13 protein-coding genes are annotated in these 18274 nt (G+C 64.8%); 5 read left to right on the top strand and 8 right to left on the bottom strand.

Translation table 11 applies throughout. The annotated features are described in order from the left end of the window. Nucleotides 1-92: 92 nt before the first annotated feature. Complete coding sequence (locus BSP_RS10520) at nucleotides 93-2948, bottom strand: TonB-dependent receptor (RefSeq protein WP_152950313.1); 2856 nt, start codon at nucleotides 2946-2948, stop codon at nucleotides 93-95. A gap of 302 nt (nucleotides 2949-3250) precedes the next feature. Here BSP_RS10520 and BSP_RS10525 point away from each other — a divergent pair, with 302 nt between their 5' ends. Beyond that, nucleotides 3251-4807 carry a carboxylesterase/lipase family protein gene (locus tag BSP_RS10525; protein ID WP_152950314.1) on the top strand — a complete coding sequence of 519 codons (1557 nt, stop codon included), beginning with the start codon at nucleotides 3251-3253 and terminating at the stop codon, nucleotides 4805-4807. A 5-nt stretch (nucleotides 4808-4812) separates the two neighbouring features. On the opposite strand, the gene BSP_RS10530 is transcribed toward BSP_RS10525, so the two are convergent. From BSP_RS10530 to BSP_RS10540, 3 genes are all read right to left on the bottom strand, one after another. After that, entirely contained in the window at nucleotides 4813-5811 is a 999-nt protein-coding gene (locus BSP_RS10530; protein ID WP_152950315.1) for an alpha/beta hydrolase, read from the bottom strand. 53 nt (nucleotides 5812-5864) lie between these two features. Then, on the bottom strand, nucleotides 5865-7151 hold the full coding sequence (locus BSP_RS10535; RefSeq protein WP_152950316.1) for an MFS transporter: 1287 nt from the start codon (nucleotides 7149-7151) through the stop codon (nucleotides 5865-5867). An 83-nt stretch (nucleotides 7152-7234) separates the two neighbouring features. Next, nucleotides 7235-8221, bottom strand: coding sequence for a 2-keto-4-pentenoate hydratase (locus BSP_RS10540; RefSeq protein WP_194166956.1), 987 nt, complete (start codon nucleotides 8219-8221; stop codon nucleotides 7235-7237). 18 nt (nucleotides 8222-8239) lie between these two features. On the opposite strand from BSP_RS10540, the gene BSP_RS10545 reads away from it, so the two are divergent. Next, nucleotides 8240-9289, top strand: a complete 1050-nt coding sequence (locus tag BSP_RS10545; RefSeq protein ID WP_227975925.1) for a LacI family DNA-binding transcriptional regulator — start codon at nucleotides 8240-8242, stop codon at nucleotides 9287-9289. A 55-nt stretch (nucleotides 9290-9344) separates the two neighbouring features. On the opposite strand, the gene BSP_RS10550 is transcribed toward BSP_RS10545, so the two are convergent. Continuing rightward, the gene (locus BSP_RS10550; protein ID WP_054765843.1) at nucleotides 9345-10007 is read right to left on the bottom strand and encodes an RpiB/LacA/LacB family sugar-phosphate isomerase; all 663 of its coding nucleotides are present in this window, start codon (nucleotides 10005-10007) and stop codon (nucleotides 9345-9347) included. A 224-nt stretch (nucleotides 10008-10231) separates the two neighbouring features. Between BSP_RS10550 and kduD the strand changes: the two genes are divergently transcribed. The 3 genes from kduD (at nucleotide 10232) to BSP_RS10565 (ending at nucleotide 13813) form a co-directional block, all read left to right on the top strand. Beyond that, on the top strand, nucleotides 10232-10990 hold the full coding sequence (kduD, locus tag BSP_RS10555; RefSeq protein ID WP_152950318.1) for a 2-dehydro-3-deoxy-D-gluconate 5-dehydrogenase KduD: 759 nt from the start codon (nucleotides 10232-10234) through the stop codon (nucleotides 10988-10990). Between the two features lie 19 nt (nucleotides 10991-11009). Then, nucleotides 11010-12053 carry a sugar kinase gene (locus BSP_RS10560; protein ID WP_152950319.1) on the top strand — a complete coding sequence of 348 codons (1044 nt, stop codon included), beginning with the start codon at nucleotides 11010-11012 and terminating at the stop codon, nucleotides 12051-12053. Nucleotides 12054-12163: 110 nt separating this feature from the next. Next, nucleotides 12164-13813: a pectate lyase gene (locus BSP_RS10565; RefSeq protein WP_152950320.1), complete on the top strand. Its 1650-nt coding sequence runs from the start codon at nucleotides 12164-12166 to the stop codon at nucleotides 13811-13813. A 45-nt stretch (nucleotides 13814-13858) separates the two neighbouring features. Here the strand turns inward: BSP_RS10565 and BSP_RS10570 are convergent, their stop codons facing one another. The 3 genes from BSP_RS10570 to uxaC form a co-directional block, all read right to left on the bottom strand. Next, on the bottom strand, nucleotides 13859-15358 hold the full coding sequence (locus tag BSP_RS10570; protein WP_054765847.1) for a UxaA family hydrolase: 1500 nt from the start codon (nucleotides 15356-15358) through the stop codon (nucleotides 13859-13861). Nucleotides 15359-15361: 3 nt separating this feature from the next. Further along, complete coding sequence (locus BSP_RS10575; protein WP_227975926.1) at nucleotides 15362-16756, bottom strand: mannitol dehydrogenase family protein; 1395 nt, start codon at nucleotides 16754-16756, stop codon at nucleotides 15362-15364. Nucleotides 16757-16839: 83 nt separating this feature from the next. After that, nucleotides 16840-18255, bottom strand: a complete 1416-nt coding sequence (uxaC, locus tag BSP_RS10580; protein ID WP_054765849.1) for a glucuronate isomerase — start codon at nucleotides 18253-18255, stop codon at nucleotides 16840-16842. Nucleotides 18256-18274 lie beyond the last annotated feature (19 nt).

The raw sequence follows: 18274 nt of genomic DNA on the forward strand, positions 1-18274 counted from the left end.
GCGTGAAGGCCAAACTCAGGGCCTTTCATGCAAAACGGGCGATGCCTAAGCATCGCCCGTTCGGCCGCACGATGGACAGGAAGCCCCGTCGATCAGAAGCGGTAGCGCGCCCCGATGTAAATCTGGCGGCCGGTGTGATGGTAGACATAGGTGCTGTCGCGCGATCCGCCTAGGTCGCCGTGGTTCTGACGGTTTTCCTCGTCCGTCAGATTCAGCCCCTCAACCGACAAGCTGAGGCTGTCCGTCAGATTGTAAGAGGCAGAGGCGTCGATCGTCGTCGTCTCGGACTTGCCCTGGAACGGAATCAGACCCGCCGCGCCGTTTGAACCCGGGACATTCTGGTAATAGGCGTCGCGGTAGGCGGCTGAGACCCGCGCGTTCAGCTTGCCGTCGTCATAGTAGAGGGTCGCGTTCCAAGCCTCGGGCGACAGGTTCACCAGATCCTCAGTCACGATGACGGTGCAGCTCGCCGTGGTGCAGTAGTCGATCTCAGACTCGACGTGGGTGTAGTTCAGCAGCGCGCCGATGTTGGACAGCGGCCCCGGCAGGAAGCTGAAGGTCTGCTGGTAGCTGATTTCAAACCCCTTCAGCGGCCCCCCTTCCGTATTGGTAGGGGTGCTGAACACATAGGGCGAACCGGGCGGCCGGGTGGAGACCGCCGGGAAGGCCACAGCATTGAGCGCCGTCAGTTCGCGGTAGGTCAGGGTCTGCTGGGTCGTCTGCACGAAGGTGGAGATGTCCTTGTAGAAATAGGCGAAAGACAGCAGGGCTTCGGGCGCGAAATAATATTCGACCGACAGATCATAGGTCTTGGCGCGATAGGGCTCCAGTTCGACGTTTCCAAGCGAGGCGGTGTTGCTCGATGCGTTGACCGCGCTCAGCGCGAAGACCGGAACAAGGCTGGTGACCGGCGGACGCGACATCACCTTGGCGGCGCCGAAGCGGACGATCAGGTCCTCCATCGGCTCAATCGCGACGTTCAGCGACGGCAGGGTGTCTTCATACTCGTTCTGGCCCGTCACCGGCGTCGCCACCCCGCCGACGTTGGAATAGCCCAGGGCTTCGACCTCGGTCTTGACCTGACGCACGCCGACATTGCCGCGGACCGGCAGGCCCATGATCTCCAGATTCCAATCCGCCTGAACGAAGCCGCCCGTGTCGGTCTCCGTCACCTCGCGCCAGTTGCCGTAGGTAGAGGGGTTGCCGTTCAACCCGACCAGACGGAAGTCGCCGCCGGCCACCCCGGTGTCGCAGTTGCAACGATAATCCCAGACGGTTTGCAGCGCCTCCAGGTCCGGACGGATCCAGGATGTCGCCGCCCCGGCGGGCAGGTCCAAATTCTTGCCGAACCCGGTCCGCAGATCCGTCACATCCGCCATGGTCACCCCAGCCGGAAGCGCCGGCGCGCCATTCGCCAGCCGCGCAAAGGCCCGGCTGCTTGATTCATATTCCTTGCGGCTGACGCCCGCCTTCAGGGTCAGACGCTCGCTCAACTCGAACGCAAAATTGGCTTCGCCGGTGGTGTAGACATTGTCCTGAAAGTTGGCGCTGGAGCGCAGCTCGGACCGGGGCTGGGCGCCGGTCGGGCCGACGATGGACCATTGCGCAGGATCGGTGACGTCAAAGCCCCAGTTGATGGCCGGAAGATTGCGATTTTCCCGGAAATCATAAGAATAGCCGTCGACATTCTGTCGGTCGATGATGGCGCTGACCTGCACCGGATTGCCGAAGCTCGATTCCGCCCGGCCAATCAGGCCGTTGAACCTCAGTCGATCCGAGAACTCGTGTTCGACCGCAAAGGTCATCTGCTTGAACTCAGTCTCCAGGACGTCGAACCGCTGCTCGCTGCGGATGTCCATGTCGTCGAGCCGGGCATAGGTCATTTCGCCGGTGTCGGGATCGATTGCAAAATCGACGATGTCCACCTGGGGCTTGCCGCCCTGATCGGCCCCGCGACTTAGGGACCAAGCTTGCAGGAAGTTCTCGCTGCGGGTCGAATCCAACTTGGAGTAGAGCATATCCAGGGTGAACAGGGTCGGACCGTTGCCGGGCCGCGCCTGAAGCGAAAGGGTCGCGCCGAGCCGCTCTTGACCATGTTCAAGGCTGCCGTAGCGCGGAATACGCGGATGATAGGTGTTCGCCGGGCTGGGCAGGACGCTGCCGTTCTGGAAACCCCCGTCGGCGCTGGCCGGGCCCCAACGGACGGAGCTGAAGCCTTCTTCGAGGCTCTCACGTTCGCTGTAGGCGATGGAAAACAGGGCGCCCAGCTGATCGTCGGCCCAGGTGTTGGAGATCAGGCCCGCGAAGCGGGGGCTCCAGTCTTCCGACAGGTCATTGTAGCCGTACTGGCCAGACAGCGCGCCTTGGAAGCCCATCTTGTCGAAGGGTCGGCTGGTCCGAAGGTCCACCGTGGCCCCCAATGAGCCCTCCTCCACCTCGGCCGAGGAGGTCTTGCGCACCGTGATATTGTTGAAGAGCTCCGAGGCGAAGACGTTGAAATCGAAGCCCCGCCCTCGGTTGACGCCGCCGGAAGAATCGGTCGCCCCGGTGGAAGCCTGGGCTTCGATGCCGTTGATCCGCGTCCGGGTGAACTCCGAACTTAGACCCCGGACGGTCAGGGTGCGGCCTTCGCCGGCGTCGCGGTCAATGGAGACGCCGGGAATGCGCTGGATCGACTCGGCGAGGTTGGTGTCGGGGAAGTCAGCGATGTCTTCAGCCGAGATGGCGTCCACCACGCCCGCCTCGCGCCGCTTGATGTTCAGGGCGTTCTGAAGGCTGGCCCGAAAACCGGTGACCACGATCTCGTCAACCTCAGTGGCGTTCTGGGGCTGAGGCGCGGTCTCGGTCGCCTGAGCGGCGGCGTCGTGCGCCATGAGCGCGAGGGTCAAGGCGCCGAGCGATGCGGTCGCGGTCAGGGCGCGTTGGGCGAATTTCTGGCGTGGGGTCATTTGGTTTTCTCCTCCCGTTCATGGCCCTCGGAGATCAACCGCCTCCGTTCAGCCGCCCGCTGCTGGCGGACGACACCGGTGTCAGCTTTGGTTTGCCAAAGTACTGCTACCGGTGTCATAGTTGTTGTACGCACAGTCGCCTTTCTATTGCAAGACGGACGTCTGACGGGTTTTCGAGGCCCGCGCATCATAGGCAAGGCGGCCTTGCCGACCATTACCGACCGGGCGACAGAACACCGGCGACAGGGAAGGACATCAGGTTGAAGCAGCCCCTCTCCAGCAGTTCCGCAGGACAGACGTCCATGACGCGGCGATCGGCCTTAGCGGCGGGTTTGACCGCCGCCGTCATAGCGCAAACGGCGACCGCAGGGCCGCGCGCCTCGGCGCCGCGCGTCACGACGACGGCCGGGCCCATCATCGGCCTGCGAGAAGGGGAACTCAGCGTCTTCAAGGGGATTCGCTACGGAGCCCCGACACGGCGATTTCGGCCGCCCGAACCGCCCGCGCCTTGGCGGACGCCGGTCCTCGCCGTCCAGTTCGGCGCCGCCGCTCCTCAACGCGGGGATGAACCCAACCAAAGCGAAGACTGCCTTTTCTTGAATGTCTGGACCCCTGGCGCCGACGCCGCTCGGCGGCCGGTGATGGTCTATATCCATGGCGGCGCCTACGCCACCGGCTCGGGCTCGCATCCCCTCTACGACGGCTCGCGACTGGCCGCAGAGGAGGATGTGGTCGTGGTCACGCTCAATCATCGCCTCAACGCCTTCGGCTACGCCTATCTGGCGCGGCTCGTTCCGGGCTTTGAAGACTCCGGCAACCTCGGTCAGCTTGACCTGATCCTCGCGCTGAGATGGGTTCGCGACAATATCGCGGCCTTCGGCGGCGATCCCAATCGGATCATGCTGTTCGGCCAGTCCGGCGGCGGCGCGAAGATCGCCACCCTGATGGCCATGCCGGCGGCGGAAGGCCTGTTCCACTGCGCCGCCACCATGAGCGGTCAACAGGTCACGGCGTCCGGGCCGATCAACGCCACCACTCGCGCTGTGACCTGGTTGAAGGCCCTGGGGCTGACGCCCGATCGCGCGGCCGAGGCGGCGACCCTGCCGGTGGAACGCCTGCTCGAAGCCCAGGCGGAGCAGGACCCGATTCTCGGGTTCGGCGGACTGTATTTCGGCCCGGTTCTGGATTTCCGCGCCCTGCCCCGACATCCCTTCTATCCGGACGCCGCGTCCTCGGGTCTCAAGACGCCCATGATCATCGGCAATACCCGCGAGGAGACGCTGGGCTTCATGGGCGACGATCCCAAAAACCAGAATCTGACCTGGGACACGCTGCCGGGTCGATTGACGCCGTCCGTCATGCGGATCGACGTCGCGCCTGAGGTCGTCGTCGACGCCTATCGTCGCATGCATCCCGACTGGTCGCCCGACCAGGTGTTGATCGCCGCGACCACGGCCGGCCGCTCCTGGCGTGGCGCGGTGATCGAGGCCGAGGAACGCGCCAAGGCCGGCGCGCCCGCCTGGGTCTATCAGCTCGACTTTCCCGGCGTCATGGTCTCTGGCCGCAAGGGCGCCTTCCACACGGCGGACATCCCCCTGGTCTTCGGAACTGTCGCCTCGCCCGAATCCCGCGTGAACGGTCCTGGCGCCGAGACCGTCTCAGCGGCCATGCGAAAGGCGTTCGCCGCCCTGGCGCGGGACGGCGATCCGAACCACCCCGGCCTGCCGCGCTGGGACCGTTACGAACTGCCGCAGCGCCAGACTCTGCTGTTTGATGTCGAGCCACGCATGGTGGACGATCCCAGGGGCGACGAGCGCGCCTTCTTCGCCGCCATTCCCTATATCCAGCCCGGAACCTGACCTGCTTAGAGCGGCACGTTCAGCCGACCGGCCCAGGCCCGGACCAAGTCAGGCCAAACCTGGGCGGGTCGGCCCTGGATCAGACGTACGCCGAAGCCGTGGCCGCCTTCTTGAAAGATGTGCGCCTCCGTCGGCACGGCCGCAGCCTTCAGCGTGCTCAACAGTTGAAGGCTGTTCTCGACCGGGACCGCCAGGTCGTCCATGGCGTGAAGCAGGAAAACCGGCGCGGCGTCCCGCCAGTCCATCGCCTCCAGAGAATAGGCCCTGATCTGGTCCGCTGCGGGAGCCGGGCCCAGCAGATGGGTTCGCGAACCCTGGTGGGCGTGGGGATCAGCCATGGTGGCGACCGGGTACATCAGGACCGTCAGGTCGGGCCGCAGCGAAACGGCGTCTTCGGCGTCGATGGCGGTATAGGTCTCATCGCGCCTGGCGCTGAGCAATCCTGCGAGATGCCCGCCCGCAGAGGCTCCGAGGACGCCGATCCGCGCCCGGTCCACTCCATAGACGTCCGCGCGGGAGCGGATCAGCCGCATCGCCCGTTGCGCATCCTGTAGCGGGGCGTCCGGCCCGGCGGCCCAGCCATCCGCCGGAAGTCGGTAGCGAAGCACGAAACAGGTCGTACCGGTCGCCGCAAAGACGCGGGCGACGTCGTAGCCCTCTTTGTCGAGAACCGCCCAACGGTAGCCGCCGCCCGGGATCAACAGCAGGGCCGAGCCGTTGGGCCGTGCCGGCCGAAAGACTGTCAGCATAGGGTCATCGGTGTACTGGGCGTAGCGGTCGTGAAAAGCCGGATCGGTCGAACGCTCCGGCACGATCGGCGTGAGCCGCACCCCCTCCCCGCCCGGCGCGCCGCGGGGCCACAACCGGATCGTTTCGTCGGGGTCAGGCGGCGCGGCCGCCTGCCGCTCTCCAGCAGAGAAAGCCTCGGCCGCCGCCGGTCGTCCGAACGCCAGCCCGCCTGCGGCGAAGACCAGGCCGAGCAGATGTCTTCGAAGCAGCTTCATCTCTTCATCCAAAAAGAAGCGGCCGGACGAGTGATCGTCCGGCCGCGCTTTGATCAGACCTTGGCCGGAGCGTACTTCGGCGAAAGCAGATGCACCACCAACAGGGCGATTAGATAGGCTGAAGCCGCCACGATGAAGATCGGCGTATAGGTGCCGATCTGCTCCAGCACATAGCCGGCGTACTTCGCCATCGCCATGCCGCCGATGGCCCCCAACATGCCCCCGATCCCCACGACCGAACCGACCGCCGAGCGCGGGAAGACGTCGCCCGGCAGGGCGTAGAGATTGGCCGAAAAGCCCTGGTGGGCCGCGGTGGCCAAGCCGATGATGCCGACCGCCACCCAGAGGTTGGACGCCATGGCGGCGAAAGCGACCGGGACGGCGCACAGGGCGCAGATCAGCATGGTGATCTTGCGGGCCCTATTGACGCTCATGCCGCGGTGCATGAAGCGAGACGACAGCCAGCCGCCGCCGACCGATCCCACGTCCGACAACAGGTAGATGGCGACCAGCGGGGGGCCGAAGGATTTCAGATCAAGCCCGTAGGTTTTGCCGAGGAAGTCCGGCAGCCAGAACAGGAACATCCACCAGATGGGATCGATCAGGAACTTGCCCAGGGCGTAGGCCCAAGTTTCCTTGACGCCCAACAGCTTGGTCCATTTGACCTTTTCAACGACATCGGCAGGATCCTGCTCGATATAGGCCAGCTCGGCAGCCGACAGCCGCTTCTGTTCGCGCGGCCGCCGATAGACCAGGAGCCAGATCGGCAGCCAGATTAGGCCCAGCAGGCCGGTGATGACGAAGGCCAGTTGCCAGCCGAAGGCCAGAACCAGACCCGGAACGATCAGGGGCGTGACAATGGCGCCGATATTGGTGCCCGCGTTGAACAGGCCCGTCGCCAGGGCGCGTTCCTTCTTTGGGAACCACTCGGCGACGGCCTTGATGCCTCCAGGGAATCCGCCGGCCTCGCCGACGCCCAGGAGCATGCGCGCCATCATGAAGTGCGACAGATCCCGCGCCGCGCCGTGCAGGATGTGGCCGATCTGCCAGATGCCGAATGCCACGCCCAAGCCCCAGCGCGCGCCGACGCGGTCCATGATCCGGCCCCAGAGCAGATAGGCCACGGCGTAGGAGGCCTGGAACCAGAAGACGATGTCGGCGTAGTCGGTCTCCGACCAACCGAACTCGGTTGACAGCATGGGCTTCAAGAAGCCGATCATCTGGCGATCGACATAGTTGATGACCATGGCTGCAAACAGCAGCCACATGATGATCCACCGATACTTGCCCGGCGACGGCGCCTTGATCTCAATCGGTCCTGCGCTTGACGCGTCGGTCATGATTATTCCCGTTCCTGATGGTTCCTCACGCGTCCCGGCTCTCTCGTCCCTCAACGGCGGCCAGGTTGACGTGTTTAAGAAGATTACTGCGCTTCAGCCCTCACGACCGAGCAATGGAGTTCGGCAACGCCCCTGAACACGCATACGGCCTGATCCCCTGCATGGACCCGGTGTACGCCGGTGACAGCGCCGGTGGAGATCAACATGCCGGCCTTCAGCGGTCGGCCCCATCGGGCGCAATGCTCGGCCAAGAAACGGACGGACTCCATTGCGCCGCCCTGAAGCGACGCAGAACCGCCGACGCCGACGCTCTCGCCGTTGACGAAGGTTTCGACCTCGATCGCCTCGAGCCGCTCGCGCCAATCCGCCAACTCAGGCCCGATGATCAGGCCGCCGTTGTTGCCGAAGTCTGAGGCGACGACTGCGGAGCCCAGGTCATTGATCGCCGACAAGGGGCTGCCCGCCAGCTCGACCCCCACGAAGATCTTGTCGATCGCCGCGACGGCGTCCGCCAAGCTCCAATCCGTCTTGTCGGGGTCCAGATCATGACCGATGCGGGCGATGAACTCGGACTCGACGGCTGCAAAGCCGCCCTCGATCTCCGGCAACGCCGTCGCAGCGCCTTCAACGTTCGCCCAAACATTGCGTGCAAAGATGGCGCCGGCCAGTCGGTGAATCCCCAGCTCCGGCTGCTGTGAAGGCGGCACCCCGCCGACCTTCCATCCGACGACCTTGTCGGGAAACCGCTCTATGGCGGCGGACTGGATCGCATAGGCCTGGACCATGTTTTCGGGAATCCGGCCTGGATAATCCGGCGTGGCGCGGCAGGCGAGCCGCGCCGCCACGAAGCGCGCCGCGATCTGATCTGGCTCTGCGGCGACAGGGGCCGTCCCGATTTCGGCGATCGGCGTCGCGCTCATGACGCTACGCTCACGAATGAATAGGTGCGGATCAAGGTAAGGCCTCGCAAACAGGCCGCGATAAGAGCGAGCGAGGAAACCGGTGTCAATGCGCTTTGAAGAGGTTTGTAGCGTCCGGCGCGAGTCGGCGTTATGGCTGAAGCTCGACAAGAAGGAAGGAGCCGCACCTTGGCTCAAGACGATCCGCGCCCCGGCAAGACGGCTAAGCGGGCCACCATCAACGACGTCGCCCGCGTGGCGGAAGTGTCCAAAAAGACCGTCTCGCGCGTGATCAACCAGTCGCCGTTCGTGCGCCAGGACACGCGGGAACGAGTCAATGCGGTCATCAAGGCGTTGGGCTTTACGCCCGATCCCCAGGCGCGCGGGCTGGCGTTCCGCCGCTCTTTCCTGATCGGCCTGATCTACGACAACCCCAGCCCGACCTATGTCGTCAATATGCAGCAAGGCGTGCTGGACGCCCTGAAGGGTTCGGGGTTGGAACTTGTCGTCCATCCTTGCAACCGCAACTCCCCTACTCTGCTTGAGGACATCCGAGGCTTCGTGGAGCGGCAAAGGCTCTATGGCGTCATCATGCCCCCTTCGGTGTCTGAGGACGAGGCGGTCATCGCGCTGCTGCGCGAACTGGATTGCCCCTATGTCCGCATCGCCTCGGTAGCCCTGGACGAGCCGGCGTCGATGGTGGTGACGAACGACGGGATAGGGGCGGCTGAGGCGGCGAATCACCTTGCCGACCTGGGCCACCGGCGGATCGGTCTGGTTCGCGGGCCGGACCTGTTCCGATCGTCGGCGGTGCGAAGCAAGGGCTTTATCGACGCCCTGTCGGCGCGCGGGATTCCACTGGCGCCCGAATACGACTTCAAGGGCGCCTATACGTTTGAATCAGGTGTTGAAGCCGGCCACGCCCTGCTTTCCTTGGCCCACCCGCCCAGCGCCATCTTCACCCTCAACGACGACATGGCGATCGGGATCATGCAGGCGGCCCGCGAGCGGGGGCTGGAGCTGCCACGCGACCTGTCGATCGTCGGGTTCGACGATCTGCCCATGGCCGCGCGGGTCTGGCCGAACTTGACCTCCGTCCGCCTGCCGATTCGCGACATGGGCCGCATGGCGGCCGAGAAGCTTCTGGCGCCCATGCGCGGCGTGGATGCGGCCCAGTTGAAGCAGCCGGAAGTCCGACCTGCTCTCGTGGTGCGGAAATCCGCTATCCCTGCGGCTTGAAAACGCTTTTCAAAAAGGCGGCCGGCGCGGGCCACGCGCCGGCCGAGCCTTGGCCTTATGCGGGCTCCAAAGCCTTCGCGCCGCTCAGAACGCCCTTCAGATAGTCGCGAATATCTTCGTCCGTAGCGTTGGCGAAGAAGTATTCGGAAAACCGCTCGCCCGCGATCGCGGCTTTCAGCAAGTCCTGATCCATCTCCTTCAGCACGGTCAGCATGTCCTTGCAGGATGCGGCCTTCAGATCGCGCAGCACGCCTCGGTTCTTGCGCATGATCTCCGCACGTTCCTTGGGATAGCCCAGGCCGCGCTCGCCCTCGAACAGTTTGCGATACACGTCCTGAAGGTTCAGCTCCGCCGCCCAACCGAACCCCTTGGCATAGGGCATGGAGATGGCGTTTCCGTCATTGATCTGGCCGAACAGGAAGGCGTCGGTCGGATCAATGACCAGGCCGCAGAAGACGCCCGGCATGCTGTTGCAGGCCAGCATCGATCCCATGCCGGTGCCGCAACCGGTCACCACGAAGTCGGCGGCGCCGGAGTTGAGCAGGATGGCGGTCAGCACGCCGTTCATCACATAGGTCAGCGACGCCTTATCCTCGGCGGCGTACATTCCATAGTGGAACACCTGATGCCCCAGCGGCTCCGCGACGGCGGACAGAGCCGCATGCACCGTCTCGCTTTTTGCGGCCTGGCTGTTTTCGATAATGAGCGCGATCTTCATGGGGACTCCTCAAGGCGAGTTCAGGCGACATCGAACCATGTCGCGCGATTATGGGCTAATGGATTGCATCATAATATGACACCGGTTACCTAGTCCACATGGGGAGAGATGCAAGGTCAGCCGGATCGATTTCCCGGCGAGGCTGACAGAGCGGAACATTAGCCCTTGCCGCATCACACCCGCTAAACGGCGTCGCAAAAGGCGCAGACCAGAGGAAACACAATATGACCACTCCATTCGACCTCACCGGAAAAGTCGCCCTGGTCACCGGCGGCAATGTGGGCTTGGGCCAGGGAATCGCTCTGGCTCTGGCGGAAGCCGGCGCCGACATCGTTTCGGTCGCCCTGTCGGATTCCGACGACACGGTCGCCAAGGTGAAGGCCATGGGACGCCGCGCTCATGCGGTCAGCGCCGATCTGACCTCGATCGAACCGGTCGAGCGCGTGGTTCAGGAAACCCTTGAGGCGATGGGCCGGATCGACATCCTGGTCAACAATGCGGGCCTGATCCGTCGCGCCGACGCCGTGGACTTCACCGAGGCCGACTGGGACCTGGTGATGAACATCAATCTGAAGACCGTCTTCTTCCTCAGCCAGGCCGTGGCCCGTCACTTCATCAAACAGGGCGAAGGCGGCAAGATCATCAACATCGCCTCCATGCTTTCCTTCCAGGGGGGCATCCGGGTGCCCTCCTACACCGCCTCCAAGTCGGGCGTGGCCGGCCTGACCAAGCTGATGGCCAACGAATGGGCGCCGCACGGCATCACCGCCAACGCCATTGCGCCTGGGTATTTCGCCACTGCCAACACTCAGGCGCTGCGCGAGGACCCCGTCCGCTCGGCTGAAATCCTGGGCCGCATCCCGGCCGGCCGCTGGGGCGAGCCTTCGGACCTCGGCGGGGCCGCCGTCTTCCTGGCGAGCCGAGCGTCCGACTATGTCCAAGGCGCCATCCTGCCGGTCGACGGCGGTTGGCAGGCGCGCTGAGCGACGGCTAGTCTGAAGCATGACCCACAGCGCATCTCCCCGCCGCATCCTCTGCTTCGGCGAGATGCTGCTGCGGTTTTCGCCCAATCAGCACGAGTTGCTTCTGCAGTCTCCCGCCCTGACGGTCCGTCCAGGGGGCGCGGAGGCGAATGTCGCGGTCTCCCTGGCCCAATTCGGCGCCCCCACGGGTTTGGCGACAGTCCTGCCCGACAATGTCCTGGGTCGCGCCGCGCGTGACGAAGTGCGCCGCCACGGCGTCGACACCTCGACGGTCGTGTTCAAGGCCGGTCGCATGGGGCTGTATTTCCTCACGCCTGGGGCCGTGAGGCGGCCATCGGAAGTCCTGTACGACCGCGCCGGCTCCGCCTTCGTCGAACATGTCCATACGGCGTTCGATTGGGACGCCTTGCTGGACGGGGTGGAATGGCTGCACGCGTCCGGCGTCACGCCGGCTACGGGCCCTAACGGCTCTTCCGCCGCCGTCGCCCTGATAGAAGCTGCGGCGCGCCGGGGGGTCAAGGTCAGTTATGACGGCAACTTCCGCGGAAAGCTGTGGGAGCAATGGGACGGCGATCCCCCGACGGTTTTGGGCCGCATGCTGAGCGGCGCGACCCTGGCCTTTGCTGACGATCGCGACTTCGGCCTGGTGCTGAGGACGCGGTTCGACGACGCCGACCCCGCCGGGCGGCGTCGCGAGGCCGCAAAGGCCGCCTTCGACGCCTTCCCTCGTCTTCAACGCATCGCCTGCACCATGCGGGTGCAGGACAGCGTCGCCGACCAGGCGCTTTCGGCGGTGATGCTGACGCGAGACGGTGGACGGATCGTCGAAACGCGGGCGGACGCCCTACACATGGCCGGTGTCGTTGACCGGGTGGGCGGCGGCGACGCCTTCGCTTCCGGGGTGCTGTTCGGGCTCTGGAGCGGCTGGTCGGATCAGCAGGCGCTGGATTTCGGCTTGGCGGCCGCCGGACTGAAACACTCGGTTCCGGGCGATTTCAACCTGTTCTCGGCCGATCAGGTTCGGGCGTCCATGGGTGACAACGGTTTCGACATTCGCCGTTAGATCCCCGGCCGGATTCCGTCGAGACGCCTCTAGGAAACCGGTGTCAGTCGTGCTTGATTGAGTCTCCAACCGGCCGCGAAGAGCCGTTTCAGAGGTCCAGGAGTTTCAGCATGCATGCCCCTTCCATGAGCCGTCGCGCCGTCTTGGCCGCCGGCGCCGCCGCCACATTCGTCGCCGCCTCCGCACCCGCCCTCGCTGGCGCCGCCTCGGCGCCTCAGCGGGACGCCATCCTGGCTGGGATGAAGCGGGCCGCACGCTTTATGACCGATGAGGCTGCAGTCGAAGGCGGTTATGTCTGGCAGTATCTGCCCGACTTTTCTCGGCGCTGGGGCGAGTTGGAAGCCAGCCCGACCATGATCTGGGTGCAGCCGCCTGGAACCGCGACCATGGGGCACCTGTTCCTGGACGCCTATCATGCGACCGGCGACGACTTCTATTATGAGGCCGCCAAGTCCGCCGCCGACGCTCTTGTCCGGGGCCAACACCCGGCTGGCGGTTGGAACTATGTCATCGACACGGCCGGCGAGGCTTCGCTGAGGCGGTGGTACGACACGGTCGGCAAGAACGCATGGCGGCTGGAGGAATTTCATCGCTACTACGGCAACGCCACCTTCGATGACGCGGGTACGGCTGAGGCCTCGCAACTGCTTCTTCGCCTGTACCTCGAAAAGCGAGACCGCAAATATCTGGCGCCTCTGAACAAGGCGATCGATTTTGTTCTCGACAGCCAGTATCCGAACGGAGGCTGGCCTCAACGTTACCCCTTCGTACAGAACGGCGGCGTCCACGGGCACGCCGACTACACGCCCTACATCACCTTCAATGACGATGTCGCAGGCGAGAATCTGGAGTTTCTGATCTACGCCTGGCACGGGTTGGCGCGGAACGGACGCGGCGATCCGCGCATCCTGGATGCGATCAACCGCGGCATGGATATCTTCGTCAGAACCCAACAGCCTCAGCCCCAGCCCGCCTGGGGCCTGCAGCATTTCCCCGACACCCTAAAGCCGGCCGGCGCGCGGACGATCGAACCTCAGGCCCTCGTCACCCATGCGACGGGCACCAACATCAAGTCGATGCTCGGCTTCTACCGGTTGACCGGGGACCGGAAATTCCTTGACCGCCTGCCTGAGGCCCTGGACTGGCTGGATCAGGTCGCGACCAAGCCGCCGCTCAATACACCGGGGCGGACCCATCCCACCTTCATTCTCGAAGGCGCCAACACCCCGATCTACATCCATCGTCGGGGATCCAACGTCGCCAACGGCCAGTACTACGCCGACGACAATCCCGAGAATCTGATCGTCCACTACGGTTCGTTCCGGAACGTGGACACGCCCGCTCTTCGCGCGGAGTATGCCCGCCTCTCCGCCCTGCCGGTCGAGGCTGTGACGCAAGGGTCGCCGCTGAAGGCGCGACCGGGCTCTCTACGGCTTCCGACCTATTTCACCCTTCAGGACGTCGATGTCTGGGACATGTCCAGCGAGGCCAAACGGCCGTCGCCGGTCAGCGAAAGCCGCGTAGCCGAGGTTCTGGCCGGACTGAATGCGCGGGGCTATTGGCCGACGCCGCTGACGACGACGTCGAACCCCTACAGGGGCGACTCCCCGACCGCCGTGACCGGCGGCGAATATCAGATGACACGTGTCGGCGACGTCTGGGACACGTCGCCCTATCGGACCGACTACCCGGTCGAGGGCGTCTCCACCTCGGTCTTTATTCGAAACATGGGCGATCTGATCCAGGCCCTGGTCGCCTGACCGGATCGGACGGCCCGAATGATCGGGCCGTCCGGTGTCAGTCCTTTAGAGGTAGGCGCCCACCTGCCAAGGGACGAACTCATTGTCGCCGATGCCCAGCGCCTCCGACTTTGAAGGCTCGCCAGAGGCCACGGCCAGCATCTTTTGGAAGATCCGTTCGCCGACGTCGGCCAGGCTGGCGCCCGTAAGCACCGGCGAAGCGTCGATATCCATGTCCTCGTCCATCCAACGCGCTAACTTGGCGTTGGACGCGATCTTGATCGAGGGCGCCGGCTTGGCCCCGAAGACTGAGCCACGGCCGGTGGTGAAGACGATCAAATTGGCGCCCGAGGCGATCTGGCCCGTCGCCGAACAGGGGTCGTAGCCTGGGCTGTCCATGAAGCTGAGCCCCCTGGCCGCCCGCGGTTCGGCATAGCCGATCACGTCGTTGAGCGGCGTCGAGCCCGACTTGGCGACGGCCCCCAGAGACTTCTCCAGGATGGTTGTCAATCCGCCCTTCAGATTGCCCGGAGAGGGGTTGTTGTTCAGCTCCATCTGATGTCGCGCCGCATAGTCGCGCCACCAGGCCAGGCGCGCCTGCAGCTTGTCGGCGACGGCCTGTGACGCAGCACGGCGCAGCAGCAGGTGTTCGGCTCCCCAGATTTCGGGTGTCTCCGACAACAGGGCCGACCCGCCGTGGCTGACCAGCCGATCGACCGCCTCGCCCAAGGCCGGGTTGGCCGTGACGCCGGACCAGCCGTCCGAACCGCCGCACTGAAGGCCGACCGTTAGATGCTCGACCGACACGGTCGTGCGTCGTGTCTTGGCGGCCTCCGTGATCAGATCGCGAACGATCGCGACGCCGGCCTCGATCGCGCGCGCCGTTCCTCCGGCCTCCTGTATGGTCAGAGCGTGAAGGGTGGGACCGGCGTTCAGCCCCTCATTGGCGAGCCAGGCGGGGATTTGATTGGCCTCGCACCCCAGCCCCACGATCAGCAGGGCGTGAAAGTTGGGGTGGCGGGCATAGCCTCCCAGGGTGCGCTGCAAGAGGGCCACATCGGAAGACAGGGATGAGCCGCCGCATCCCCCCTGGTGGGTGAAGGCGACCACTCCGTCGACACCGTCCGGCAGGCCGTCATCAGGAAAGGCGTCGGCGATGCGGCGCGCCACTGTGGCGGAACAGTTCACGCTGGTGAGCACGCCGATATAGTTTCGCGTCCCCACTCGCCCGTCCGGGCGAACGATCCCCTGAAAGGTCGCGTCAGACCGCAGCGGCGGCGAACGCAGATCCGCCCCCACCTCGGCCTCTCGTCCATCGTCGGTCATCATCAGATTATGGATGTGAACGTGGTCTCCCGGCGCGATCGCCATGCCGGCGCGGCCGATGACCTGACCATAGCGACGAACCACTCCTCCCGCTTCCACAGCATGACGCGCGATCTTATGACCCGTGGGGATGTGGGTGCGCGCGGGGACGTCCAAGCCTTCGGGAGTCTGGCCTTCGGAAATGTCATCCAGGGCGATGGCGACGTCGTCGAGTGAATTTAAGACCAGAATGCGAGACATGATCTAGACCGCCGCCTCCCGCGCCGCCTCGACCGCTCCTTTGCGACACAGCGACAGATAGGCGTCCGTAACCGCCAGGGCGAAGCGGTCGTCCGCCGCCAGGCGCTGCGGAAAAACGGCCGCAAGCCTCAGAAGACTCAGCACCTGGTCGGCTTCATTGTCAGCCTCAGCCAGACGCCGGGCCGTTTCGGCGGCCAGCGGATCATCGACCTCGAAGCGCTCTCCCCCTTCCGTCAAACCCGATTGCCACCTCATCCAGGCCGCTACGCCCAGCGCCGTCGCCTTGATCCCGAGCCCTGCCGCCAAACGATCTGCGGCCGTCGCCAACAGTCGCTGCGGCAGCTTCTGAGAACCGTCGATGGCGATCTGGCGTGTGCGATGCATCAGGGCGGCGTTGCAGAAGCGCGCCATCAGGGCGTTCCGATAGTCGGCGATCACCAAACCGGGCGGCGGCTCCAACGTCGTCTCGACCTCGTCCCACAGGGCTTCGACATAGGTGCGGAAAGACGGCACGCCCACCACCTCATGCACATGTTCGAAGCCGGCCAGGGCCCCCAGGTAGGACAAGGCGGAGTGAGCGCCGTTCAGAAGTCTCAGCTTGGCGTTCTCCCAAGGCTCGACGGACTCCGCCAACTGAACGCCCAGGCCTGGAAAGTCCGGTCGCTCGCCGGCGAAATGGTTTTCGATCACCCACTGGGTGAAGGGCTCCGTCTTGACCATGCCTTGATCCTCGACGCCGAGCCGGCCGGTCAGTCGCGCCACGTCGTCGGGGGTGGTCGCAGGAACGATCCGGTCGATCATGGTCTGCGGGAAGGCGCCATGACGCCTGATCCAATCGGCCAAGTCAGGGTCGATACGGCCCGCCATCGCCAGCACGGCCGCCCTGATTCTTTGCCCGTTCTGCGGAAGATTGTCGCAGCTGATGACGGTGAAGGGTTTGAGGCCCGCAGCCTTGCGCGCCTTCAACGCCGCAACAAGGAATCCAGGGGCCGTGCGCGGCGCCTCCAGATCGGTCAAATCCGCGGCCACGTCCGGATCATTGAAAATCAGATCGCCGCTTGCGGGGTCGATACGGTAACCCTTTTCGGTGACGGTCAAGGTGACGATGTGAACCTCAGCCCTCGCCATGGCGGCCACCAGGGCGGCGGGGTCTTCTGGGCCGACCAGGACGCCGCAGCCCGCGCCAATGACGCGAAGATCCTCACGCGCCCCGTCACGCACCACCAGGGTGTACAGTCCCTCTTGGGGATTCAGTTGGTCTCTGACGCCCGGTGACCGCAGCGAGGCCCCGAGAACCCCCCAACGCAGGTCGCCGCCGGCCAGGGCGTCGTCGAAGACAACCGCCTGATGGGCGCGGTGGAAGGCTCCCACCCCCAGATGCACCACGCCGGTCTTCACCTCCGCTCGGTCATATCTGGGCTGAGCGACGTCCAAAGGCAGTCGCGACAAGGCCTCTGAGTTCAGCCGGGACGTCGGACCGCTCACAGCTTGTAGGCCGCCTTGACCAGACCATAGGTCAGGGCGTGGGCGACCTCGTGCGCCTCGTCCTCCTCGATCCTATGCTCCACCACAAGCCGGGCCAGGAAGCCGCAGTCCATGCGGCGCGCCACATCGTGACGGGCCGGGATCGACAGGAAGGCGCGGGTGTCGTCATTGAACCCGACCGTGTTGTAAAAGCCGGCGGTCTCGGTGACCTGTTCGCGGAAGCGGCGCATGCCCTCTGGGCTGTCGTGGAACCACCAACTGGGGCCCAGTTTCAACGCCGGATAATGACCGGCCAGCGGAGCCAGTTCGCGGCTGTAGCTGGTCTCGTCGAGGGTGAAGACGATCAAGGACAGGCGCCTGTCCGCTCCAAAGCGATCCAGCAGCGGCTTCAAGGCCCTGACGTAATCGGTCGGGGTGGGAATGTCGCATCCCTTGTCGCGTCCAAAGCGATCGAACACCGTCGCCGAATGATTGCGGAAACTGCCGGGATGCAGTTGCATCACCAGGCCGTCCTCGACCGACATGGCGGCCATTTCGGTCAGCATCTGGCCGCGAAACAGCTCGGCGTCCGCAGCTGTCGCGGGCGCCGCGGATACGCGACGGAACAGAGCCTCGGCCTCTCCTCTCGGCAGATCCGCCGTGAAGGCGGTCGGATGGCCGTGGTCGGTCGAGGTCGCGCCCCTTTCGATGAAGAAGGCGCGACGGTCGCGGAGAGCTTGAAGATAGCCGTCCCAGCTCATGACGTCGCGACCGGTGAGATCGGCCAGGCTGTGCAGATTGTCGCGGAAACCCTCATAGTCCGGATCCAGGACCGGGTCGGGTCGAAACGCGGTCAGCACCCTGCCTTTCCAGCCTGACGACGCGATGGTCTTGTGGTGATCCAGGGTGTCCAGCGGGCTCTCGGTGGTGGTCAAAACCTCGATATTGTAGCGTTCGAACAGGGCGCGTGGCCGGAAACCGTCGGTTTTGAGGGCGGCGTCGATGACGTCGTAATAATGGTCCGCCGTCTCGCCCGAGAGACGCACATCCAGGCCGAACACCTCGGCATAGACCCAGTCATGCCAGAGGCGCGAAGGCGTGCCGCGAAACAGGTGATAGTTCTCGGCGAACCGGCGCCAGATTTTCCTGGGATCCGTCTCCACAGGCCCGCCGTCGACGCGCGGCACGCCCAGATCCTCCATCGCCATCCCCTGCGAATACAGCATCCGAAAGACGTAATGGTCGGGCGTAATCAGCAGCTCAGCCGGGTTGGCGAAGGCTTGGTTCAGGGCGAACCAGCTGGGGTCTGTATGCCCGTGCGGACTGATGATCGGCAGATCTTTGACGGCGTCATACAGCCGCCGCGCGACTGCGCGGGTTCCCGCATCTGCTGGAAACAGGCGGTCGGGATGAAGTCGGAGCGGCTGAGTCATGAAATCCTTCCCTCAGTTC

It is taken from the genome of Brevundimonas sp. Bb-A, assembly GCF_009394735.1.
Classification (GTDB): Bacteria; Pseudomonadota; Alphaproteobacteria; order Caulobacterales; family Caulobacteraceae; genus Brevundimonas; species Brevundimonas aurantiaca.